The following is a 22,050-nucleotide window of genomic DNA, read 5'->3' as shown; positions in this document are numbered from 1 at the left end:
TGTTTCCGCATGGGAGTCAAGGGTGAGGAGACCCGCGCCCGGCTGATCGCCGGGACGCGCAGTCTGATCGAGGCGCAGGGCTACTTCGGCACCGGCCTGAACCAGATCGTGGCGGAGAGCGGCGCACCACGCGGCTCGCTCTACTTCCACTTCCCCGAGGGCAAGGACCAGTTGGTCGCCGCCGCCCTGCGCCAGGCCGGCCGGGAGATCGAGGAGCTCCTCAAGACCCTGGCCCGCAAGGACGCGGACGCCGCCGCGATCGTCGGACAGCTCACCGAGGTCTTCACCACTCGCCTGGAGGAGTCCGGCTACACCAAGGGCTGCCCCATCGCCACCGTCGGCCTGGAGGTGGCCGGTGCCAACGAGGCGCTGCGCACCGTCTGCGCCGAGGTCTACGCGAGCTGGCAGGCCGTCCTCACCGAACGCCTGACGGCCGAGGGCTTCGACCAGGCCGAGGCGGAGACCGCGTCCGGCCAGGCCCTCGCCCTGCTGGAGGGCGCGGTCCTGCTCGCCCGCGTCCGCCGCTCCCGCCACCCCCTGGAGGACGCCCGCCACGCCGTCCGCCACCTCCTCGTCGTACGGGCCGGCCGGGCGCAGCGCTGACGCTCGGCGTCCGTGCGCGACGGCGACGGTCGTGCGCGACGTCGAGCGTGCGCCCGGCGGGCGGGCGAGCCATAGGTGTGCCCTATGGGGCCATAGGCCCGCGGCGGCTACAGCCGCGGGTGGGGAGCGGGTTTGCTTCAGACACCCGACCTCCCGCCCCCTCTCCCCCCGCCGCCTCTCTGCTCGCCGTCCGTCTGCCCGTCTGCCCGGAGGAACGCCCCGACATGTCCCGCCCGATCCGTATCGCGATCGTCGGAGCCGGCCCCGCCGGCATCTACGCCGCAGACGCCCTGCTGAAGTCCGACGCCGCCCGGGAGCCCGGGGTCTCGATCGACCTGTTCGAGCGGATGCCCGCCCCGTTCGGGCTCATCCGCTACGGCGTGGCGCCCGACCATCCGCGGATCAAGGGCATCGTCACCGCACTCCACCAGGTGCTGGACAAGCCCCGGATCCGCCTCTTCGGCAACATCGACTACCCCGGGGACCTCGACCTCGACGACCTCCACCGCTTCTACGACGCCACCGTCTTCGCCACCGGCGCGACGGCCGACCGTACGCTCGACATACCGGGCGTCGGCCTGGACGGCTCGTACGGCGCCGCCGACTTCGTCTCCTGGTACGACGGACACCCGGACGTCCCCCGCACCTGGCCGCTGGAGGCCGAGAAGGTCGCCGTGCTCGGCGCGGGCAACGTCGCCCTGGACGTCGCCCGGATCCTCGCCAAGACCGCCGACGAGCTGCTGTCCACCGAGATCCCCCCGAACGTCCACGCCGGGCTCCGGCGGAACAAGGCGCTGGAGGTGCACGTCTTCGGCCGCCGCGGGCCCGCCCAGGCCAAGTTCAGCCCGATGGAGCTGCGCGAACTCGACCACTCACCCACCATCGAGGTGATCGTCGCCCCCGAGGACATCGAGTACGACGACGGGTCGATCGCCGAGCGCCGGGCCGCGAAGCACGTCGACATGGTCGCGTCGACGCTCGAGAACTGGGCGATCCGCGATGTCGGCGACCGGCCCCACCGGATCCACCTGCACTTCTTCGAGTCCCCGGTCGAGGTGATCGGCGCGGACGGCCGGGTGAGCGGCCTGCGCACGGAGCGCACCGAACTCGACGGCACCGGCAACGTCCGGGGCACCGGCCGCTTCACCGACTGGGACGTGCAGGCCGTCTACCGGGCGATCGGCTACTACTCCGACGAACTGCCCAAGCTGCCCTTCGACCCCGTCTCCGGCACCGTCCCCAACGAGGCCGGCCGCGTCCTGGCCGGCGACGGCTCGCACCAGGCCGCCACCTACGTCACGGGCTGGATCAAGCGCGGCCCGGTCGGCCTGATCGGCCACACCAAGGGCGACGCCAACGAGACCGTCACCTGCCTGCTCGCCGACCACACCGCCGGACAGCTGCCGGGCGCCGCCGCGCCGGACCCGGAGGCCGTCGTCACCCACCTGCGCGAGCGGGGCGTCCGCTTCACGACCTGGGACGGCTGGCAGCGGCTCGACGCCCACGAGCGGGCGCTCGGCGAGGCGCAGGGGCGGGAGCGGGTCAAGGTCGTGGAGCGCGAGGAGATGCTCCGCAACAGCGGCGCCTGAGAGGTCTCCGGCAGAGGAACCCCCTGGCTGCCCCCGCCGGACACGCGCCGGATCGGCCCGGGGCACCGGACAGGTGCGTCGCTCCCGACCCGGCCCAGGGTCGGGAGCGACGCACCTGCCGACCGGTCCCGGCTCAGTGCCAGGCGGTCGTCCTGCACTTGCTGAACGGGTCCCCGTGCTTCTTGAGCCCGGCCCTGATCTTGGCACCGTCCGGCCAGTAGAACATGTTGCCGAAGTTCGACCCCTCGATGTCGGTCACCTCGAAGTAGCCGACCAGCGTCCAGCTCTTCCCTCCGTCGTAGGAGCGGTCGATCCAGGCGTCGTACCGGCCGCAGACACTGCCGACGGTGAGCCGGCCCCACCCGTACCAGGAACCGTTGTTCTTGCCGGACCGGAGTTCGACCGTCGAGCAGCCGAGGCTCGTCCGGTCATCGGTGTCCTTCTTGTCCCAACTGGCCTTCCCCGGATCGAAGTCGTCGCACTGGTAGCCCGATCCGCACGGCAGCGGCGTGGCCGCGGAGGCGACCCCCGCGAACGGCAGGAGAACCATTCCGACAGCGGCCGCGACGACGGCAGTCTTCTTCGACACCCATGCACTCCTGTTCCTCGGTCGGACCCTGCCTGACCGGCCTTCACCGGGCGTGATGCTCACGGACGCCACTCCCGCGTCGCACCGCCGTGGCAGTCCCACGGGGTGACGGCCGTGCCGCCGGTGAGACTCCACGCGGTGTCGGTGCACCCGTTGCCGCCGACACCGGGGAAGACTCCTCCGGCCGTCGCCGGCGCGAACCGTTTGCGCATCTCGTTCCTCTTTCCTGTCGGTGCTGAGGACTTACCGGTGCTGAGGACTCGCCGCCACTGCGGGCCCGCCGGTCTGCGAGCCCGCCGGCACCGAGGACTTGCCGGTGCTGCGGACTCGGCGGTGCTGACGGCTTGGCGGTGCTGAGGGCTTCCGTGCCATCCGCCCGCAGCGCTCCCGACGCCTGCGAGGAGAGGCGACTCCCGCCGAGCACGGCCCCGGCCGCGAGGCGCGAGTCGTGCGTCAGGAGTCCGCCGGGCGCAGCGGTGACCGGGGCGCCTCCCCGGCATCGCGGGAGACCGGCAAGTTGTCCGAAGAACCGGTGGAGACTCCAGAGTGCGACCTGTTTTGATTGTCCATCTACAAGAATCCGCCGGCGCTCAGGTGAGCGGCGGACAATCCGGTTTGGCCGCGGACAAGGCAGGGGGCACGGGGTGGTTGGTGCTGGACGCCCGCAGGGGCGGCTCAAGGGAGAGACCGAACAGGCGGACGCCCTGGCCCGGTTCGTGCGGGAGGTGACCGCGGGGATCACCGTCCGCAAGCTCGCGCAGCGCTACCCGGCCGGCAGGACCAGCTGGAGCGAGTACCGCTCTGCGGAGAAGGACATCCCGTGGCACCTGCTCCAGCGGCTGATACACGACCACCAGGCGGACCCGCGGGCCCGGGCGGCGTTGCTGGCACGCGCCGCGCACCTGCACGAACAGGCCACCCGGGCGGCCGAGGGGCTCCGTCCACCCGCCGCGGAACGCTCGGCCGCGCAGCAGGCACTGGACCGGGCCCGGCAGGCACAACGGCAGGCCGAGGCGGGCGTCGCGGACTCGGAGGAACTGATCCGGGTGCTGGTGGCGATCGTGGCCGAGTTGCGGCGTGAACTCGGCGCCGGTGCCACGGACGAGGCGGGCCCCGCGGTCCCGGCCCTGAACGACGGCGAGCCGGCGGAGCTGCGGCGGGCCCGGCTGCGGGAGGCGACGCGTTGCCTCGCCGAGGTGCGGCGGATCAGGGAGACCGCGCGCGAGGTGCAGCGGACGGCCGAGCGGGAACAGGACGCCGTAGGTCTCCTGGTCGACCGGGCGCGGACGCAGGCCCTGGCGAGCGGCGACCGGCAGCCGCCGGAAGCCGGGGCGGCGGTCGCCAGGACGCCGGGGGCCGAACCGACCGGCATCGAACCGGCCGGAACCGAACAGACGACCGGGGCCGTGCCGGCCGGGATCGAACCGACGACCGACATCGAACCGGCCGGGAGCATTCCGACCGGGACCGGAGAGGTGGCAGCACACCTCCCGGTGCTGCGGCACCTGGAAACCGACCTGGTCAGGATGCGGGAGGCCCTGGCCGACCGCTGCCGGGAGGTGATGCGGATGGCCCCCGCCTGTGCCGGCCCGAGGATTGTCCGCGGCGAGCTGGTCCGGGCCCCGGACAACCGCCTGACCGCTCCGTTCGTGCTGGGCCGAGCGACGGTCGGCCCACCGCGCGGCGGGGGCCCCGGCCCACGGCGCCGCCGAACGGCCCGCAGCGGCGCAGCCATGGGCGCGGCGGGGGCGGCACTGGCCGCAGTGCTGCTCCTGGCCGGGGTACTGGTGGGCATGCGCGTCGGCGCAGACGCTCCGGCCCGCTTCGACTCGGCCCCCCAGGCAGCCGGGGCCCGGGTGGAGCCCGCAGCCGGTGCGACGACCGCCGGCCCCTCCTCGGCAACGGCAGACGGCACTCCTCCACCGGCTCCGGGAGCGGCGCCGGTCACCCCCTCGTCCTCTCCCCCGCCGAGCGGCACAGCCCCTCGAACCGAAGCGGCTGCGACCGCACCGGCGGCTCAAGCCCCCGCACTCCCTGCCCCGGCGGCCCCCGCACCCGCCACCCCGGCGCCGGTGGGTACGGCGGCTCCGACCCCAGCCCCCGGCACCCTGCCGGCACCCGCCGCCCCCTCGGCGCCGAACGTGAGCGGCGGGCCCGTACCGCCGCCGGCGTCCGCCACCTCCGTGCCGAAACCGGGCGCGGAGCCCTCGATGCCCGACCGCCTCGGTGGCACCCCCGCCGTCCCGCCACCGGTTCCGGTGGCGATCAAGAACGGCAACAGCTCGCAGTGCATGGCCACAGCCGGCGGCACCAGGGAGGAGGGGCGGGAGGTCCAGCAGTACCCCTGCGGGGACTACCCCGACCACTTCTGGGAAGCCCAGAAGTCCTTCACCGACGCCGACGGGGAGACCTACTACCGGATCGTCAGCTACAACAGCGCACTGTGCCTCTCCGTCCGGGACTCCAGCACCGAAGCCGCCGCCCCCGTCATTCAGTCCACGTGCAGGAACAACCCCGGGCAGTCCTGGAAGGTCGAGAAGTGGCCGAACGGCCTCCGCTTCGTCAACGACAACAGCCACCAGTGCCTCGCCGTCTCCTACCGCAGCAGTGCCCCGCAGGCTCCCCTCATGCAGTACCCGTGCGGGGACTACCCGGACCACTACTGGAACTACGGCCCCCGCCGGTGACGGAGCGGCCTCCACCGAAGGCACCGCGACGCCGGCGGCGACCCCGACGACGGCAGCGACCCGCAACGACGGGCGGCGACCCCGACGACGGCGGCCCACCACCCCGGGGCGACCCCCGGCCCCTCCGGCCGGCTGCCGGGCACCGCCACCGTCCGCCTCCGGAACCAGGTGCCGGGTGGGGAGCGCCGCCCCCGCTGAGTAGGCTGGCGGGCCCCGCCCCGAGGAGATGCGCCATGCCGGCCCGCCCGAGCGTCCTGTTCGTGACCGATCTCGCCTACCCGGCCCGCGGGCGGCGCTACTGCGACGAGGACATCCTCCTGACCTCCCGCCTGCGCGACGACTTCGACCTCGCCCTCTGCCACCCCCTCGACGCCGCCGCACTGATGGACGCCTTCGACGCGGTCGTGGTCCGCAACAGCGGTCCCGTGCTGCACTACCAGAAGGAGTACGACGCCTTTCGGGACCGGGCCAGGGCCCTCGACACCCGGGTCTACAACCCGCTGTCCGGGCGCGGCGACATGGCCGGCAAGCAGTACCTGCTGGACCTCACCACCACCGGACACCCGGTCATCCCCACCATCGACCGGCCCCAGGACCTGCACCTGCTGCCCGAGGCCGCGCAGTACGCCGTCAAGCCGAAGGCCGGCGCGGACTCCATCGGTCTCTCCTTCATACCCCCGGACCAGCTGAGCGGCCTCGCCTACGGCCACGTCCTCGTCCAGCCGCGCATCGACTTCCGCTACGAGGTGTCGTTCTACTACGTCGACGACGCCTTCCAGTACGCCCTCCACGCTCCCGACCCCGAACGGCGCTGGGCCCTCGAACCCTACGAGGCCACCGACGCCGACCTCGCCTTCGCCCGCCGCTTCATCGAGTGGAACACCCTCGACCACGGCATCCAGCGTGTGGACGCCTGCCGCACGCAGGAGGGTGAACTGCTCCTGGTCGAGCTGGAGGACCTCAACCCCTACCTGTCCCTGGACCTGGTCGCCGAGCAGACCCGCGACGCCTTCGTGGCCGCGATGACGGACTCGCTCCACCGGTTCCTGGAGGCCCCGGGCCCCGCCTGACGCCGCACGCGCCGCGGGCCGCGTCGGCGCGGCGCCGCCCACCACCTCGCCGGACGATCTCGCGGCCCCTGCAGACCACCGCCCCCTGCAGGGTCGCCGTCCCCACTTCCTCCGGGCCCCCCGGCGGCGGTATGTTCACCTGCGTACGCCGTTGCTCCCCTTGACCCACCAGGCCGGGGGCATGTCGTCGCGGAAAAAAATATGCAGACCGGTCTACAGAAATTTGGGCCAGGGCACGCCACAACGCCCACCCACGCCCGCAGGCCCCGCCCTCTCAGCCGAAAAATATGCAGACCGGTCTACATAAGTGGACCGGTCTACAGAAAAGGAACCCCCTGCGCATGAACGTCCGAGCCGCCGCCACCGCCAAGTCCACGTCCGGATCGGCATCCGCATCCGCGCCCACCCCGGCTCCCCTCCCCCCGCGCACCCTCGTCCTCGGCGCCACCGGGTTCCTCGGCCGCTGGCTCGTCCTCGAACTCCTCGGACGGGGCGAGCCGGTGGCCGCCGCCGTCCGGGGCGGGCGCGGAACCGCACGGGACCAGGAGCTGCGCAGCTGGCTTCGCGAGCACGGCGCCGACGCCGATGCCCTGACCACCGTCGCCGCCGACCTCACCCGGCCCCGCCTCGGCCTGTCGCCCGAGGACGACGCCCGGCTCGCACACGTCCGCGACGTGCACAACCTCGCCGCCCTCTACCGCTTCGGCCTCTCCCGGGCCGAGGCACACGCCGCCAACGTGGACGGCGCACTGCACGCCCTGGACTGGGCTGCCGGCCTCTCCGGCCTCCGCCGGCTGGTCCACCTCTCCGGCTACCGGGTCGGCCGGGGCGCCGCACCGCGGCATCCGCTGCCCGCCCCCGAGGCCGACGCGCTCTACGCCAGGCTCGGCGCGTACGAGGCGTCCAAGCAACTGGGCGACGCCGCCGTCCGCGTCACCGCCGCCCGGCTCGGCGTGCCGCTCACCACGGTGAACCCGAGCAGCGTGATCGGGCACTCGGTCACCGGCGAGGCCGGGCAGTACATCGGCCCGGCCGAGCTGGTGCGCCAACTCTGGCACGGACGGCTGCCGTTGCTGCCGGGGTCAGCGCGCACGTTCCTGCCGGTCGTCGCGGTCGACCACCTGGCCCGGTTCCTCGCGGCCGTCCCCGAGCACGACGCCGGCCCGGCCCATACGCACACCGTCCTCGACCCCGAGACCCCGCCCCTGCCGGAGCTGATCGCGCTGCTGGCCGAGCACCTCGGCGTGCCCGCGCCCCGGCGGCTCGTCCCGGTCGGCCTGGTCCGCCGGCTGCCCCGCGCACTGACCGGCGCCGACCCCGAGACACTCACCTTCCTCTCCGAGGACACCTACGACACCGCCTCCGCCGACCGGCTCGCCCACGCGGCCGGTCTCCAACACCCACCGGTCGCCGACCTGTTGCGCCGCTGGGCGACCCGGCTGGTCACCGACGGTTTCGGCTCCTCGCCGCAGGGTGCGGCGCTCCCCGGCGCATTCGCAGACGTCGCCGGCTCCCGCAGCTTCGTCGCCGGGGACGTCGAGGCTCCCCGCTTCGTCCTGCTGCACGGGCCGGGCGAGGACGCCGACGCCTGGCGCGAGGTGGTCGCCCGGCTGAGCGCACCCGCGCTGGCGGCCGACCTGCCCGGCCTCGGCCGCTCCTCCCCCGCGTCCGTCCCGGACGACCACTGGCTGGCCGACCTGCTGGCGCCCGTCCGCTCACGCCCCGTCCTGGTCGCCCACGCGGCCTCCGCCACCACGGCCTTGCGCCACGCGGCCGCCCACCCGCACGCCGTGGCCGGGGTCGTCCTCGTCGAAACCCCGTTCCTCCGGTCGCGCACCGGCCGGCCGACCGCCCCTTCGGCGTCGCACCCGTCCCATCGCCCCGGCGCCGCCAGGCGCGCCGCCCGCAGGCTCCGCGAGGCGGGGCGCCCGGCCGGACGGGCCGAGGCGGCCGCCCTGATCCGGGCATGCCCGGTGCCGGTCCACGTGATCCCGGGCGTCCCGCACAGTGCCGCGTCGCGGACCACACCCGGGCCCGCGCCCGCCGACTCCCGCCCGCTCCGCTACGACGCCGGACTCGCAGACGGCATCGACACCTCCACTGCGGGCTGGTGATGCTCGAAGGCGTTCCGAGGGGAACCCGTGGGGTGAACCGGCGGGCCGGTCGGCGCGGGCATGGCCCGCCGGTTCGCCCGCTCCGAACCGGCCTGCCCCGGCCGCCTGACCGCCCGTGACCGCCCGTGATCGCCAGGCGCTACCCCGGGACCACCCCTGCCGACCGCCCGCCCACCGCCCGCGCCTCACCGGACATCCGAGGGCGTGAGGAAACCCGCCACCCCGCCACGGACCGCGCACCACGAGTGCCGCCGCCGAACAGGGAGAGAAAGCGGGCGACCAGCCGGGCATCCAACACCGTTCGGGACGCCCGCAGTGGTCAGCACTGGGTCCAGGACCCACTCCTGATCACTTGGTTGGAACGGTGGTGACGTAGTCGACGAGACCGGAGGTGGAGTCGGCGAACATGCGCAGGGTGATCCGGTCGCCCTCGCCGTGCAGGAAGACGGGCAGCCGGCGCGCGACGGGGTCGTCGAGTCCGGCCTTGCCCTCGTCCACCAGCCGCAGGAGCGTCGTGCCCAGGTAGCTGATCGCCACGCTGCCGTTCCGGAGTGCATGGCGGGGTCGGCCGGGACGCCCGTCATCGACTCGCCGAGCGCGGTTGTGATGACCTCGCGACTGTCTACGGTGACCCGCAGGATGACGGACTTGAGGTCCATCTCCGCCTTTGCCTGCTCGGCGATCTGCAGGATGTCACGTGCGGGGCCGCCGTCGGGCAGCCGGGAACCGACGCAGTGCCGGCGGCTGTCGCCGTCGCTCGCCGCACCGCCGGCGGTCGCGATCGGAGTGCTGAGGTCGACCAGTGCGGTGACCGAGGCGAGGCACAGCAGGGAGGTCGGTCGGGCTGGTCTCATGTCCGCACTATCGGCCGGGCGCGCCCGGAACAACGGCCGAGCGGCAACCGACCCGCACGAAGATCCCCCATTGGGCCTCGCACGGTCAGGGGCTTACGAGTTGCCGCACGATAGTGACTCGATCTTGATCGTGTGGGAGTCCCGCGACTTGAGCGCTGGTATGTGGCGATGCTGGCCTGGCAGGATCGGCTCGTGATCAAAACCTCGGTGACCATGCGCGAGCTCGTTGTCGGTGACTGCCACGCTGTCCATGCCTTCGCCAGCCTGCCGGAGGCTTGCCGCTACCAGGCGTGGGGGCCGAACACGGAGGAACAGACGCGGGACTTCGTCCAAGGCGCGGTGGATGCCCGGTTGCAGTCCCCGCAGGCGAGATTCGTGTATGCGGCCTGCCTCGACGGTGAACTCGTCGGTATCGGCGAGCTGAAGGTTCGTAGCCTGGCCCACCGTCAGGGCGAGATCTCCTATCTCGTCCATCCTCGGGTGTGGGGCCGAGGCGTGGGCACAGTCATCGGCGGGGAACTTCTCGGCAGAGGGTTCGGGCTGACAGGACTGCACCGGATCCATGCGACCTGCGATCCCCGCAACGTCGCATCGGCCCGCGTGCTGGGCAAGCTCGGCATGACCCACGAGGGCCGACACCGGCACACCGCGCGGATCCGGGACGGCTGGCGTGACTCCGACGTCTTCAGCATCCTCGACCAGGAATGGGCGCACCGGACCGGGCCTGAATGATCGGGGCATCGGTGGTCAGACTCCGGCAGCGGCCCTGGTCCCGGAAGGCGAAAGGCCGCGCGGGATCATCTGGCGTGTGAAGTCACGTTGGGCCCGCGCGGCCTGCTCCGATTCGGCCCTGTGCGGGATCTCGAAGGAACACCTGGGCGCCCTGATCACCGAGTTGGCCGGGCCGTGGACCGCCGCCCGAGACTCTGAGCTTGCCAAACGGCGGGGCCATGGCCGATTGCGGGCGGCCGGGGCTGGACAGGATCACCAGTAGTCTTCGTGGACCGGGTGCTGGTGACCTTGGTGGTGCTGCGCTAGGCGCTGTCGCACAGGGCGCTCGCGGCACTGTTCGGAGTCTCGCCCTCCACGACAGTCGGGGACCGCGCTGGGAGCACGGTTGTCGGCGTCCACCAGGATCCCTCCGGGGCGCAGGCGGCCGGCCAGTGTGCGGTAGAGCGCGCCGAGTTCGGCGGGGGTCAGCCAGTGGAGGGCGGTGGAGGACACCGCCGCGTCCCAGGATGAGGGCGGGCCGGCCTCGTCGGCCCACCCGGCGGTGGTGAGGTCACGGGCGAGGAGGCGGGCCGTGGTGCCGGTGACGGCCTCCTCGGCGAGGCCGAGGAGGAGGGGGTCGGCGTCCACGCCGACGACATCGGCGTGCGGGAAGGCGTGGGCGAGGCGGGCGGTGAGTGATCCCGTTCCGCAGCCCAGGTCCACCAGGCGGGGCCGGGGCACCTCGGTGCGTTCGAGCAACCAGCCGACGGTGTCGACGACCACCTGGAAGCGTTCGTCGCGGTCGGGGCCGTAGCGCTCCTGCTGCTGGTCCCATCGCTGGAGCCAGCTACGGGCGGCCTCGCCGAGCATGGTCGCTTCTTCCGGGCGGGGGCCCTGCCGGTTCCGGCGGTGCATTTCAACCGCAACTGCAGCCGGACCCGCGTCTCATGGTCGCGCCTTGCCCGCCGGGCAGATCGCTCGACAGCACCCGACGAAGACCAAGGGTGGCAGACGGGAACGGTCTTGAGTAGTACGGGTACGGCGGTCACCGGAGGCAGGCACGAACGCGAGCCCCGGACGCTGGAACCGGAGGCAGGCACCGGACGCAGGCACCGGACGCCGGCACCCAACGCAGGCATCGGACGCCGGCACCGGACGCCCCCGGTGACCAGCCCGCCGGACTACGACGCCTGCCCACCCGCCGACTCGAAGGCGAGCACCGTCCAGTGCACGCCCGGGCGGTCGTGCAGATCGGGGCGTTCGGTGCGGAGCAGCAGGTCCAGCCCGCGGGCCCGGGCGAGCGCGACCGTCTCGTCGGCCGGGACGTCGAACATCCGGCGGCCGGCCGGGACGGGGCCGTGGCGCTGCGAGAGGAGGACCCGGCCGCCGGGGGCGAGCAGCCGGGCGAGGGTGTCCATCGCCAACGGTCGTTCGTCCTCGGCCAGATGCATCCAGACGGCGCAGAGCAGGATCAGGTCGAAGCGCTCGCCCGCCGTACCGAGCACGGCGGCGGCGGGCAGCGCGTCGTCCACCCAGCGGATGGCGCTGCCGGCATGGATGCGCCGGCCGGCCCGGCGCAGCTCCGCCGTCGGCTCGGCCGCGACGACGCGGTGGCCGCGCGCGGCCAGGGCGGCGGCGTCCCGGCCGGTGCCGGCGCCGATGTCGAGGATGTCGGACGGCCGCTCGGGGAACAGGTGCAGCACCTCGCGGTGGACCTCCTCGAATGTCACTTCCTCGTACTGCACGGCGAGTTGCTCCGCCGCCTCGCCGTAACCCGCGTTGCTCGCCAGCCGGTCCACGTATCCCCCTCGCCCGTCGTGTGCGCCGCGGTCAGGCCGGGTCGGCCGCCACGGTCAGGACGATCTTGCCCCGGTTGGCGCGACTTTCCAACTGCCGGTGGGCATCGGCCGCCTCCTCCAGGGGGAATACGGACTCCACCGGCACCCGGTACGCCCCGGTGGCGACGCGGGCGGCGATCTCCCGCAGGTCGGGGCGGGGGTCGTAGCCGTGGTCCAGCAGGTTGGTGATCTGGAAGCCGTGGATGGACACGTTCTTCGGATAGAAGTGCCGGGTGTCGATGGTGCTGGGCTCCAGGGCGACGTTGGCGAGCGCGACCACCCGCCCGGCCTGGCCGGCCTGGCGCAGGCTCCGGCCGAACACCGGCCCGCCGACGGTGTCCAGGACGACGTGGGCGCCGCCCCGCCGGTCAGCCGGAGCACCTCGTCGACGGCGGCGTGCTCCGGGTGGGCGGAGGTGCCGACGGTTGCGTCGGCACCGAAGCCGGCCGCCCACTCGGCCTTGGCCGCGGAGCCGGCGACGGCGATGACGCGCGCGCCCGCCTGGGCGGCGATCTGCACCGCCGCGCTGGCGACCCCGCTGGCCGCCGCCTGCACGACCACCGTCTCCCCGGCGGCCACCCGGGCCAGCCGGTGGAGGCAGTACCAGGCGGAGGGCAGCGCGGCGGCTGCGAGCAGGCCGACGCCCATCCGGGCCCGGACGGCCGGAAGGCCCGACAGCCGTCAGGCCTCGCCGGGGTGCCAGGCGGGCCATTCCCAGGGGCGGTCGGCCCAGTGGACGCGGACGGGGTCGCGCGGGTCGAGATCGGGGAAGAGCTGGTGGACCCTCGGCTCGAACTCCTCCGGGGCCAGCGGCTCCCAGCCGTGGCCCTCGAAGTGGACCAGGCGGTAGCGGCTGTCGGTGCGGAACTCGGCGACCTCGACCAGGGGCTTCGACGTGCTGTTGGTTTCCATGCCCCCAGCATGTGGCGGACCGGGGACCTCCGCACCCGGGGTACGGCAGGCAGCGTACCGGCGGGGCGGACGGCCGGGAGGCGGGCGCCAGAGAACCCTCTTCCGGGTCATGTCCCGGCGTCCACGCGCTCGTTGAGCACGGCGAGCGGGTCGCCGGTGGTCGGCGACGGCCGGCAGGAGGACTCAGGGCATGAGCGGGCAACCAGCAGGCGGGCAGGCGACGGGACGGCAACCGGCAGGCGGGCAGTGGCAGTGGCCCGCGCAGCGGTGGGAGCCGCCGCCGGTACCGCCGCCACCGGCCGCTGCGGCCCCCGCTCCGTCCTCCGCTCCGTCCTTCGGTCCGGGCGCAGCTGCTCCGGGCACATCCGCTCCGGGCACATCCGCTCCGGGCGCAGCTGCTCCGGGCGCATCCGCTCCGGGCGCTCCTGCCCCGGGCTCAGCCGCTCAGGCCGTGCCCGCTCCGGTGCGGAAGCCGCGCTGGGTGTGGGCGGCGACGGCGGCCGGGATCGTCACCGCGATGGCCTCCGTCCTGGTGATGTGCGGGCCCGGGTCGGGCGACGAGACCCCGGGGGTGGTGGCGTTCCCGTCGGTCTCGCCCTCCCCGTCGACGTCCTCCTCGACGTCCTCCTCGACGTCCTCGTCGACGGAGGCGTCCGCCGCACCGGCCCTGCCCCTGGAGCCATCGTTCCCCCTGTCGCCCGACCTGCTGCCGGCCTCGGACGCGCCGCCCACCGGCACGCCCGCCTCATCACCGGAGGCGGACCCCACCCCCGCGCCGCAGACGGCCGGCGAGGACGAGCCCGCCGCGGCGGACCACGCCGCCCCCGGTACCGCCCGGCCCAGGCCGAACCGGGCACCGCGCCCGGCGCCGTCCCGCCCGCCGGCCACCACGGCGGCGCCGGCCCCGCCCGCGGCGGTGCCGGCGCCCGCTCCGGGCAGGGCCCCGAGCGTGCCGACGGCCGTCGGCCCCGGATCCCTCTGCGACCAGGCCGAGCGCTTCGGCCGCTGGCCGGCCGGCTCGGAACGGGCCCGGCTCTGCCACGGCATCTACGGCTGAGGCCCCGGCGCCGGCCCCCCGGCTCACCACGCCCCCAGCAGTTCCCTGTCCAGCCGGGGCGCCAGCACCCGCGCCAGGGTGTCGGTGATGTGCCCGGTGTCCCGGTAGAGCACCACGCCCTCCAGGACCGCCGGGCAGTCCGGGCCGGTGCCCGGGCAGAGCAGCGGGCCGAGGTCGAGGACGCGGACGCCGTAGCGGCCGGCGAGGCCGCCGTCGGTCAGCGGGTCGCGTTCGAAGGCCGACTCGCGGGGGAAGAAGCAGGAGTCCGAGCGGCCGTCGGAGGCGGCCAGGCAGGTGGGGATGTCCTTCCCGGGCATCGGCGTGTCCGCGAGGTAGGCGAGCGGGGCGCCGACGGCGGAGAGCCGGTCGAGGGTGCGGGTCCAGCCCTCGGTGCGCTCGTCCTGGCTGCCGTAGCGGTTGAGGCCGGCCATCAGGACCAGGCGCGGCCTGGGGCCGGTGGCGAGGCGGGTCAGGGTGTTCTCGCGCCAGCGGTCGCACTCGTCGAAGGTACGGCCGAGGACGTTGTTGCGCACGGTCAGGGTGGCCAGCGGGCAGCCCGGTTTGACCAGCACCTCCAGCGCCCACTTCCGCTGCTCGGCCAGCGCCAGCGCGCTCGAGATCCACTGGCCGGCGTGGGAGTCGCCGACCAGCACGATCCGGTCGGGGCTGGACTCGGTGCCGAACAGGCAGCGCGGGCTGGCGTCGGCGCCGAGCGGGATCTCGCAGCCCCTGCCGGGCGGGAAGTCCTCGCGGGCCCGGGCGAGCGAGGGCGTCAGGGTGAGCACCCGGGTGCCGGGGGCGAGCAGGGCGGGGCCGTCGACCGCGCCGGCCGGGACCACCACGGGCAGGTCGGCGCCGCCGAGGGCCCGGACGGTGCCGCCACCGAGGGCCAGTCCGGCGATCAGCGGGATGACCAGGGCGCTGGCACCGACCGCGAGGCCCCGCCGGGGCGCCGGGCTGCTGCCGTACCGGAGCGGCTGCTCGACCAGCCGCAGGGTGAGCCAGGCCGGCAGGGCACTGGCGGCGGTGAGCGTGGCCAGGGTGGTCCACGGCAGGGCGCCGTAGCGGGCCTGGGCGATGGTCAGCACCGGCCAGTGCCAGAGGTACCAGGCGTACGAGAGGCGGCCGGCGCCGCGCAGCGGGCGGGTGGCGAGGAGCCGGCCGACGTCGGCCGGGCCGAGGGCGCGGTGCGCCGGTCCGGCGAGCAGGACGGCCGCCGTGCCGAGGACGGGCAGCAGGGCGGCGCTGCCGGGGAAGGACGTGTTGCGGTCGTAGCCGAGCACCGCGAGGGCGACGGCCGCCGCGCCGCCCCAGCCGAGCAGGCGCAGCGCCCAGCCGGCGGGCCGGGCGGCCCGGCCCGCGCGTGGCAGCCGGCCTGCCAGGGCCGTCCCGAGCAGGGCGGCGCCGGCGCCGGCGGCGAACTCCCAGAGCCGGCTCGCGGTGGAGAAGTAGCCGCGCGGCGCGGAGCCGGCCGTCCAGCGGATGCAGAGCGCCAGCGAGACGCCGCCGATCGCGGTGGTCGCGAGCGCGATCGCGACGGTGCGGCGGCGGCCCGCGAGGTGGCGGGCGAGGCCGAGCAGCAGGACGCCCCAGAGCAGGTAGAACTGGTTCTCCACGCCCAGCGACCAGAAGTGCTGGAGCGGGCTCGGGTCGCGTTCGGCGGCGAGGTAGTCGGTCTGCCGGCCGACGAACCGCCAGTTGGCGAACTGGCCGGCGGCGGCGATCAGGTCACGGGCGAGGTCGGTGCCGCGCAGCGGGTCGAGCAGGGCTCCGCCGGCGAGCGCGGTGGCGACCAGGACGACGGCGGCGGCGGGCAGGATGCGGCGGGCCCGGCGGGCGGCGAAGTCCCGGAGGCCGATCGGGCGGCCCAGCAGCAGGCCGGTGATCAGGAATCCGGAGATGACGAAGAAGACGTCGACGCCGACGTAGCCGCCGGTGAAGGCGGGGACGGCGGCGTGGAAGGCCAGGACGGCGAGCACGGCGACGCCGCGCAGGCCCTCGATGTCGGGCCGGAAGGCGGCCCGCCCGCGGGGCTCCCCGGCACTCGGCCCGTCCGGCTGCGGTGCCGACTCGGCAGCGGCGGCGGCGATGGGGCGGTGGACGAGTTCGACCAGGGTGTCGGGCGGCCCCGGTTCGGGTGCGGGATCGGTGCGGACGGCGCTCGGCGGTTCGACGGGCGGGCGTCCGGCGCTCGGTGGTACGGCCGTGGGCACGGCGGTGCTCCTTGCAGTGACTGGCAGCGGTGTTCGGGGACCGCCGGGCCGATGGGGCGGCCGGGCGGTGGGTCCGCGCCGGTGGGGCGACGCGCAAGGGCTCTGGAAGAGAGATGAATTGACGAAGTGTCAGAAGACGAGCGGGTCGGCCCAGCCGGAGGCCAGCAGGCCGCAGAGCAGCAGCACGGCGGTGAGGGCGACGGCCTCGGCCCGGCCGAAGCCCAGGTCGGAGGCGAGCCGGGCGGGCGGGGCGACTTCGGCGACGGCGGCACCGTTGCCGCCTCGCAGCAGGGGCCGGAGGGCCCGGAGGAGCGGGATCGTGGTGTAGGCGGTGAGTCCGAGCAACGCGGCGAGTGCCCAGTAGGGCTGCCAGCCGTGCAGGGCGACGGCCCGGGCGAGGCCGGCGACACCGGCGAGGACGACGAGGCCGAGCCAGCCGACGCCGATCCCGGCGACGGTGCGGGCCAGCGAACTTCCGCCGGAGACGGCGCCGGTGGGCACCCAGTCGGCGCTGCGCCGACGCAGCGCGTGGGCGATGGCGACCACGTGGCAGAGCCCGCCCAGGAGTTGGACCCGGGTGACCTCGAAGCGCCAGCGCGTGCGCGACATCGCGGGCAGCAGGACGAGCGCGACCCAGATCGGCGGCAGGAAGGGCAGGACCTGCCAGGGCCGGATCTCGTCGGGGCGGAAGAACAGCATGATCAGCGCGGGCAGCGGCACGGCGAAGACGTTCACCGCGCTGGTGAGGTAGCCGAGGATGCCGTTCCAGAAGCAGAGCCGGGCCGAGCGGGACAGCGGGCCGCTGCGGAAGCCGGGGTCGCCGACCAGGGCGAGCGAGCCGAGGCACCAGCGGTACTGCTGGCTGATGAAGGCGGGCAGGCCGGTGGGCGACATGCCCTTGGCGACCAGCGCGGGCACGTACCGGGTGGTCCACCCGGCGCGGGCGAGCGAGAGGCCGGTGTAGAGGTCCTCGCTGTGGTCGATCTCGGCGAAGCCGCCGACCCGCCTCAGTGCGGCGCGCCGGTAGAGCGCATTGGTGCCGCAGCAGACGGTGCCGTCCTGGGCGTCCCGGGAGGGCTGGATCCACCGGTAGAAGATCTCCTGGGTGGCTCCGGCGGCCCGCTCCAGCCAGGACATGCCGGGGTCGGTGTCGAAGCACTGCGGGCTCTGGACGATGCCGACCTCGGGGTTGTCGAGGTAGGGCACCAGGTGGTGCAGGAAGTCGGGGCGCGGGCAGAAGTCGGCGTCGAGGACGGCGACGATCTCGCCGGTGCTCTCGGCCAGGCCGTGGTTGAGGTTGCCGGCCTTCTTGAACCGGCCCCGGTCGGGCCGGGCCCGGTACTGGAAGCCGTGGGCCTCCGCGAGTTCGCGCACCTCGGGGCGGTCGGCGTCGTCGAGGACGAGGACGGTCAGCTCGCCGGGCCAGCGGACGGCCGCGCTGTGCCGGTAGGCGTTGGCGAGGACGTCGAGCGGCTCGCCGGCGGTGGGCAGCAGCAGGTCGACGCCGGGGTACCGGGCCGGCCGCCAGGCCCGCAGCAGCAGGTCGTGCGAGTCGCGGGTGTAGCGGCGGGCGCGCTGGCCGTCGGCGAGGGAGAGCAGCCAGGTGGCGGCGTTGAGCACGGTCAGGACCAGGAACGGCCAGAGCAGTGGCCGGCTGAGTGCGAAGAGACCGAGCGTGGCGGTGGCGCCGGCGTAGGAGAGGGTGGCGCAGAGCAGCACCCAGCGGCGCTGGGGGCCGAAGTACCAGTAGAGCTCCTCGTCGTCGGGCGGGCTGGGCAGACGCTGCGCACCGCCCGCGGACGGGCCTCCGGCAGCGGCGGGGCCGCGCACGACGGCGCCGGCGGAGGCAGCTGCGGCGGAGGCGGCGGGAAGGGCGACGACGGCAGCCGGACGGGTGGCGTCGATCGCGGGACGAGCCGCCTCGATCGCCGGACGGGTGGCGTCGGCGGCGGGCGGAGCGGTGTCGGTTGCGGGCATGGCGGTGCCATGGAGTGCGGGCATGCGGAAATGGCCCCCCTGGGCAGGACGGAACGTGACCGTTCGTCCGCCAGCCTCTCACATTGGCCTAGACCAATCATGAACGAGGTATGACATCTCCACGTTGCCGCAGGCCAGATAGACGAATCCTCAAACCTACTGCCAAGTAAGCTTCTTCACCAGCTTCTCGAACCGCAGGTCGGGGCGGAGCGGGATGCCGAAACGCTCGTCGCCGTACGGGAACGGGGAGTGGACCCCGGTGCGGGAGAAGCCCCGGCGCTCGTACCAGGCGATCAGGTCGGCGCGCTGCTCGATCACCGTCATCTCCAGCTCGACGGCGCCCCACTCCTCCGCCGCAAACCGCTCGGCCTCCGCCAGCACCGCCCGGCCGACGCCGCCGCCCTGGCGGCCCGGGCGGACCGAGAACATCCCGAAGTAGGCGTGCTCGCCCCGGCGCTCCAACTGGCAGCAGGCGAGCAGCTCGCCGGCATGCTCGGCGAGCAGGACCACGCCGTCGGCATGGGTGACGGCGGCGGTGACGTTCTCGGCGTCGGTGCGGCGCCCGCCCAGCAGGTCCGCCTCGGTGGTCCAGCCGGCCCGGCTGGTCTCACCGCGATAGGCGGACTCGATCAGCTCGACCAGGGCGGGCACGTCGGCGACGGTGGCAGCGCGGAAGGCGAGGCCGCCCGGCTCGGGCTGGGCGGCGTCTCGGGTGGTCTCGGGCACGGGGGTCCTCTTCTCTCCAGCGGGCGGCGGGCTCCGGCGGCCGGCTCCCGGCATCGTGCCACAGCCGCCCAGGGGCCCGGCGCGGGCCGGAACCGGAGCCCGCGGCCGGCCGACCGCGGGGCGGGACCTTCCGGGCCAACCGGCCGGTAAGCCCCACAGATGTGACGGTGGTTCAGGATGTGACCCCGGATACCTGGTCAGGCTGGCGGGTACATGGCTAGTCTGCTCCCGGCCGGGCCCACACCGGCTGTACCGCCATCCACGGGTCACCAGCACCGGACCAGAGGAGTGTTCATGTTCAGCACTTCCCGCTCCGCCAGCCCCACCGGTACCACCGGGACACCGAAGTCCCGCAGACTCCCCGCCGTCGCCGCGCTCGCCGCCGCGGCCGCACTCGTCACGGGCGCCGCCGCGCCCGCGTACGCGGCCGAGCCGACTCCCTCCGAGGTTGCCGAGCAGGCCGCACGGCACCTCCCGCCCATCCACCCCGACCTCGACTTCGCCGGCTCCACCGTCGCGGCCCACGAGGGCAGAGCAAGCACCGCGGGCATCTTCGCCCTCGCCGCCACCCAGACCCCCGGGCTGGACGTCGCCAGCTACCAGGGCAACGTCAACTGGTCCTCGGTGAAGGCCAACGGCGCCCGCTTCGCCTACGTCAAGGCCACCGAGGGCACCACCTACACCAACCCGTACTTCGCCCAGCAGTACAACGGCTCCTACAACGCCGGACTGATCCGCGGCGCCTACCACTTCGCCCTCCCGGACCGCTCCTCCGGCACCGCCCAGGCCAACTGGTTCGTCGACCACGGCGGCGGCTGGTCCCGCGACGGCAAGACCCTCCCGCCCGCCCTCGACATCGAGTACAACCCCTACGGCGCCACCTGCTTCGGCCTCAGCCAGAGCGCGATGGTCAGCTGGATCCGGTCCTTCAGCAACACCGTCCACACCCGCACCGGCCGCTACCCCACCATCTACACCACCACCAACTGGTGGAGCCAGTGCACGGGCAACAACGGCGGCTTCGGCACCACCAGCCCGCTCTGGATAGCCCGCTACGCCTCCAGCGTCGGCACCCTCCCCAACGGCTGGGGCTACCAGACCTTCTGGCAGTACGCCGACTCCGGCACCTTCCCCGGCGACCAGAACCTCTTCAACGGCGCCTACGACCGCCTCCAGGCCCTCGCCAACGGCTGAGCGCGATCCGGAGTGGGCTCCCGCACGCGTGCGGGAGCCCACTCCCCCGGCCGGATCAAATGCACCCGACGCACGCAGGGCCGCGCCGCACGGGCACACCGCATGCAGGGCCGCGCTGCCGCTTCGCGGGGAGGACGTCCGCCCGCAGCGCTCAACAAAAGACAAAGGCAAGGAGGTTGCCCACTCCTTGCCACTCTCAACTTATAGCGCACCAGGGGGCTTGCGGCAAGGCCCTGGTCGTACAGCAGAATCACCGGCCTGAGCCGGGTGCTGTGGACGCAGAACCACCGGCCTGAGCCGGGTGCTGTGGACGCAGAACCACCGGGTTGAGCCGGGTACTGTGGAAGTTGACGGGGGTTTGTGATGATCGACGTGATCGTGGCCGGCGCTGGACCGACCGGGCTGATGCTGGCCGGCGAACTCCAGCTGGCCGGGGTGCGGACGGTCGTGCTGGAGAAGCTGGCCGAGCCGACCGGGCAGTCCCGCGCACGCGGCCTGCACGTGCGCAGCATCGAGGTGCTGGACCAGCGCGGCATGCTCGACCGGTTCCTCGCGGTCGGCGAGAAGTTCCAGGCCGGCGGGTTCTTCGCCGCCATCGTCAAGCCCTGGCCGGGCCGGGTGGACACCGCGCACCCGTACGGCCTCGCCATCCCGCAGACGGTCACCGAGCGGCTGCTCACCGACCGTGCCGTCGAGCTCGGCGCCGAGATCCGGCGCGGCTGCGAACTGGTCGGGCTGAGCCAGGACGAGGACGGGGTGAGCGTCGAACTGGCCAGTGGGGGCACCCCCGCCATCGAGGGCGTAGCCGGCGGGGGAGGCACCCGGCTGCAGGCCCGCTACCTCGTCGGCTGCGACGGTGGCCGCAGTGTGGTGCGCAAGCTGCTCGGCGTCGGCTTCCCCGGTGAGCCCACCAAGGTCGAGACGCTGTTGGGTGATGTGGAGGTGACGGCGGAGCCGGCGGCGATGGCCGCCGTCATGGCCGAGATCCGCAAGAAGCACGTCCGGTTCGGCGCCGTTCCCCTGGGGGACGGGGTGTTCCGCGTCATCGTTCCCGCCGAAGGGCCGGCCGAGGACCGGACGGCCGCGCCGACCTTCGAGGATTTCAAGGAGCGGCTGCGGGCGTTCGCCGGCACCGACTTCGGCGCGCACTCACCGCGCTGGCTGTCCCGGGTCGGCGACGCCACGCGGCAGGCCGAGCGCTACCGGGTCGGCCGGGTGCTGCTGGCCGGCGACGCGGCGCACATTCACCCGCCGACCGCCGGACAGGGGCTCAACCTCGGTGTCCAGGACGCGTTCAACCTCGGGTGGAAGCTGGCCGCCGAGGTCAACGGCTGGGCGCCGGAGGGGCTGCTGGACAGCTACCACGCCGAGCGGCACGCGGAGGGCGCCCGCGTGTTGAGCAGCACCCTCGCGCAGGGCGTGCTGCTGGAGGACACCGCGGGCGCCAGGGCGTTGCGGGAGTTGTTCTCCGAGCTGCTGGACTTCGAGGACGTGAACCGCTCCGTGACGGAGATGATCACCGCCGTCGGGGTCCGTTACGACCTCGGGGAGGGCCACGACCTGCTCGGCCGGCGGCTGCGGGACGTGACGCTGAAGCAGGGTCGCCTCTACGAGCTGATGCGCGGCGGCCGCGGGATGCTGCTCGACCGGACCGGCCTGCTCTCGGTGGAGGGCTGGGCGAACCAGGTCGACCACGTCGTCGACGTCGGCGAGGAGTTGGACGTCCCCGCGGTGCTGCTGCGGCCGGACGGCCACGTGGCGTGGGTCGGTGACGACCAGCAGGATCTGCTCGGTGTGCTGCCGCGCTGGTTCGGCGGCGCCGCCGGCTGAGCGCGCGGTCGCGGCCCGAAGGGGTGAGGCCTCGGCCGGGGCGACGGGCCGGCCGGTTCCGTCGAGCGGCGGGAGCGGCCGGGGGA

At 74.1% G+C, this 22,050-nt stretch carries 19 protein-coding genes and 1 pseudogene; 8 read left to right on the top strand and 12 right to left on the bottom strand.

What is annotated here, in order from left to right; translation table 11 throughout:
• Positions 1-9 precede the first annotated feature (9 nt).
• Both OG286_RS36195 and OG286_RS36190 read left to right on the top strand, forming a co-directional pair.
• Positions 10-603, top strand: coding sequence for a TetR/AcrR family transcriptional regulator (locus OG286_RS36195; RefSeq protein WP_396325850.1), 594 nt, complete (start codon positions 10-12; stop codon positions 601-603).
• Between the two features lie 224 nt (positions 604-827).
• The gene (locus OG286_RS36190; protein WP_405366024.1) at positions 828-2,192 is read left to right on the top strand and encodes an FAD-dependent oxidoreductase; all 1,365 of its coding nucleotides are present in this window, start codon (positions 828-830) and stop codon (positions 2,190-2,192) included.
• A gap of 133 nt (positions 2,193-2,325) precedes the next feature.
• Here the strand turns inward: OG286_RS36190 and OG286_RS36185 are convergent, their stop codons facing one another.
• Both OG286_RS36185 and OG286_RS36180 read right to left on the bottom strand, forming a co-directional pair.
• Positions 2,326-2,781, bottom strand: coding sequence for a hypothetical protein (locus tag OG286_RS36185; RefSeq protein WP_405366023.1), 456 nt, complete (start codon positions 2,779-2,781; stop codon positions 2,326-2,328).
• Positions 2,782-2,840: 59 nt separating this feature from the next.
• Positions 2,841-2,993, bottom strand: a complete 153-nt coding sequence (locus OG286_RS36180; RefSeq protein ID WP_396325853.1) for a hypothetical protein — start codon at positions 2,991-2,993, stop codon at positions 2,841-2,843.
• Between the two features lie 432 nt (positions 2,994-3,425).
• Between OG286_RS36180 and OG286_RS36175 the strand changes: the two genes are divergently transcribed.
• The 3 genes from OG286_RS36175 to OG286_RS36165 all read left to right on the top strand — a co-directional run bounded on the left by OG286_RS36175 (position 3,426) and on the right by OG286_RS36165 (position 8,652).
• The gene (locus OG286_RS36175; RefSeq protein ID WP_396325854.1) at positions 3,426-5,468 is read left to right on the top strand and encodes an RICIN domain-containing protein; all 2,043 of its coding nucleotides are present in this window, start codon (positions 3,426-3,428) and stop codon (positions 5,466-5,468) included.
• A 233-nt stretch (positions 5,469-5,701) separates the two neighbouring features.
• Positions 5,702-6,538 (top strand): hypothetical protein, encoded by an 837-nt coding sequence (locus OG286_RS36170; protein WP_405358722.1) that lies wholly within the window; start codon positions 5,702-5,704, stop codon positions 6,536-6,538.
• Positions 6,539-6,879: 341 nt separating this feature from the next.
• Entirely contained in the window at positions 6,880-8,652 is a 1,773-nt protein-coding gene (locus OG286_RS36165) for an alpha/beta fold hydrolase (RefSeq protein WP_405366022.1), read from the top strand.
• Between the two features lie 348 nt (positions 8,653-9,000).
• Here the strand turns inward: OG286_RS36165 and OG286_RS36160 are convergent, their stop codons facing one another.
• Complete coding sequence (locus OG286_RS36160; protein ID WP_405358724.1) at positions 9,001-9,189, bottom strand: serine hydrolase domain-containing protein; 189 nt, start codon at positions 9,187-9,189, stop codon at positions 9,001-9,003.
• 485 nt (positions 9,190-9,674) lie between these two features.
• Here OG286_RS36160 and OG286_RS36155 point away from each other — a divergent pair, with 485 nt between their 5' ends.
• Entirely contained in the window at positions 9,675-10,238 is a 564-nt protein-coding gene (locus tag OG286_RS36155; protein ID WP_396325858.1) for a GNAT family N-acetyltransferase, read from the top strand.
• A gap of 252 nt (positions 10,239-10,490) precedes the next feature.
• On the opposite strand, the gene OG286_RS36150 is transcribed toward OG286_RS36155, so the two are convergent.
• The 9 genes and pseudogenes from OG286_RS36150 to OG286_RS36110 form a co-directional block, all read right to left on the bottom strand.
• A complete protein-coding gene (locus tag OG286_RS36150) occupies positions 10,491-11,087 on the bottom strand; it encodes a class I SAM-dependent methyltransferase (RefSeq protein ID WP_396325859.1) in 597 nt (198 codons plus the stop codon).
• 311 nt (positions 11,088-11,398) lie between these two features.
• The gene (locus tag OG286_RS36145) at positions 11,399-12,016 is read right to left on the bottom strand and encodes a class I SAM-dependent methyltransferase (RefSeq protein WP_396325860.1); all 618 of its coding nucleotides are present in this window, start codon (positions 12,014-12,016) and stop codon (positions 11,399-11,401) included.
• Positions 12,017-12,047: 31 nt separating this feature from the next.
• Complete coding sequence (locus OG286_RS36140) at positions 12,048-12,377, bottom strand: zinc-binding dehydrogenase (protein ID WP_405358725.1); 330 nt, start codon at positions 12,375-12,377, stop codon at positions 12,048-12,050.
• 92 nt (positions 12,378-12,469) lie between these two features.
• A pseudogene (locus tag OG286_RS36135) lies at positions 12,470-12,703 on the bottom strand (hypothetical protein); the annotation flags it as partial.
• Between the two features lie 33 nt (positions 12,704-12,736).
• Entirely contained in the window at positions 12,737-12,967 is a 231-nt protein-coding gene (locus OG286_RS36130; RefSeq protein WP_396325862.1) for a hypothetical protein, read from the bottom strand.
• 444 nt (positions 12,968-13,411) lie between these two features.
• Positions 13,412-14,014 (bottom strand): hypothetical protein, encoded by a 603-nt coding sequence (locus tag OG286_RS36125; protein ID WP_405366021.1) that lies wholly within the window; start codon positions 14,012-14,014, stop codon positions 13,412-13,414.
• A gap of 33 nt (positions 14,015-14,047) precedes the next feature.
• Entirely contained in the window at positions 14,048-16,237 is a 2,190-nt protein-coding gene (locus OG286_RS36120) for an acyltransferase family protein (RefSeq protein WP_405358726.1), read from the bottom strand.
• A gap of 129 nt (positions 16,238-16,366) precedes the next feature.
• A complete protein-coding gene (locus OG286_RS36115) occupies positions 16,367-18,238 on the bottom strand; it encodes a glycosyltransferase family 2 protein (RefSeq protein WP_405358727.1) in 1,872 nt (623 codons plus the stop codon).
• Between the two features lie 132 nt (positions 18,239-18,370).
• Positions 18,371-18,940, bottom strand: a complete 570-nt coding sequence (locus OG286_RS36110) for a GNAT family N-acetyltransferase (protein WP_396325866.1) — start codon at positions 18,938-18,940, stop codon at positions 18,371-18,373.
• A 294-nt stretch (positions 18,941-19,234) separates the two neighbouring features.
• On the opposite strand from OG286_RS36110, the gene OG286_RS36105 reads away from it, so the two are divergent.
• Both OG286_RS36105 and rox read left to right on the top strand, forming a co-directional pair.
• The gene (locus OG286_RS36105) at positions 19,235-20,134 is read left to right on the top strand and encodes a lysozyme (RefSeq protein ID WP_396325867.1); all 900 of its coding nucleotides are present in this window, start codon (positions 19,235-19,237) and stop codon (positions 20,132-20,134) included.
• Positions 20,135-20,497: 363 nt separating this feature from the next.
• Complete coding sequence (gene rox, locus OG286_RS36100; protein WP_405366020.1) at positions 20,498-21,964, top strand: rifampin monooxygenase; 1,467 nt, start codon at positions 20,498-20,500, stop codon at positions 21,962-21,964.
• The last annotated feature ends 86 nt before the right edge of the window (positions 21,965-22,050 follow it).

The organism is Kitasatospora sp. NBC_00039 (assembly GCF_045160625.1).
GTDB lineage: Bacteria > Actinomycetota > Actinomycetes > Streptomycetales > Streptomycetaceae > Kitasatospora.
Note: the sequence above shows the minus strand (reverse complement) of the source record. Positions and strands in the feature narration are given on the sequence as shown.

Coding starts and splice junctions, on each gene's coding strand:
- OG286_RS36105 (WP_396325867.1), top strand. CDS start 19,235: ATGTTCAGCACTTCCCGCTCCGCCAGCCCCACCGGTACCACCGGGACA.
- OG286_RS36115 (WP_405358727.1), bottom strand. CDS start 18,238: ATGCCCGCACTCCATGGCACCGCCATGCCCGCAACCGACACCGCTCCG.
- OG286_RS36130 (WP_396325862.1), bottom strand. CDS start 12,967: ATGGAAACCAACAGCACGTCGAAGCCCCTGGTCGAGGTCGCCGAGTTC.
- OG286_RS36195 (WP_396325850.1), top strand. CDS start 10: ATGGGAGTCAAGGGTGAGGAGACCCGCGCCCGGCTGATCGCCGGGACG.
- OG286_RS36190 (WP_405366024.1), top strand. CDS start 828: ATGTCCCGCCCGATCCGTATCGCGATCGTCGGAGCCGGCCCCGCCGGC.
- rox (WP_405366020.1), top strand. CDS start 20,498: ATGATCGACGTGATCGTGGCCGGCGCTGGACCGACCGGGCTGATGCTG.
- OG286_RS36150 (WP_396325859.1), bottom strand. CDS start 11,087: ATGCTCGGCGAGGCCGCCCGTAGCTGGCTCCAGCGATGGGACCAGCAG.
- OG286_RS36180 (WP_396325853.1), bottom strand. CDS start 2,993: ATGCGCAAACGGTTCGCGCCGGCGACGGCCGGAGGAGTCTTCCCCGGT.
- OG286_RS36170 (WP_405358722.1), top strand. CDS start 5,702: ATGCCGGCCCGCCCGAGCGTCCTGTTCGTGACCGATCTCGCCTACCCG.
- OG286_RS36155 (WP_396325858.1), top strand. CDS start 9,675: ATGCTGGCCTGGCAGGATCGGCTCGTGATCAAAACCTCGGTGACCATG.
- OG286_RS36165 (WP_405366022.1), top strand. CDS start 6,880: ATGAACGTCCGAGCCGCCGCCACCGCCAAGTCCACGTCCGGATCGGCA.
- OG286_RS36125 (WP_405366021.1), bottom strand. CDS start 14,014: ATGCCGTGGCAGAGCCGGGCCCGTTCCGAGCCGGCCGGCCAGCGGCCG.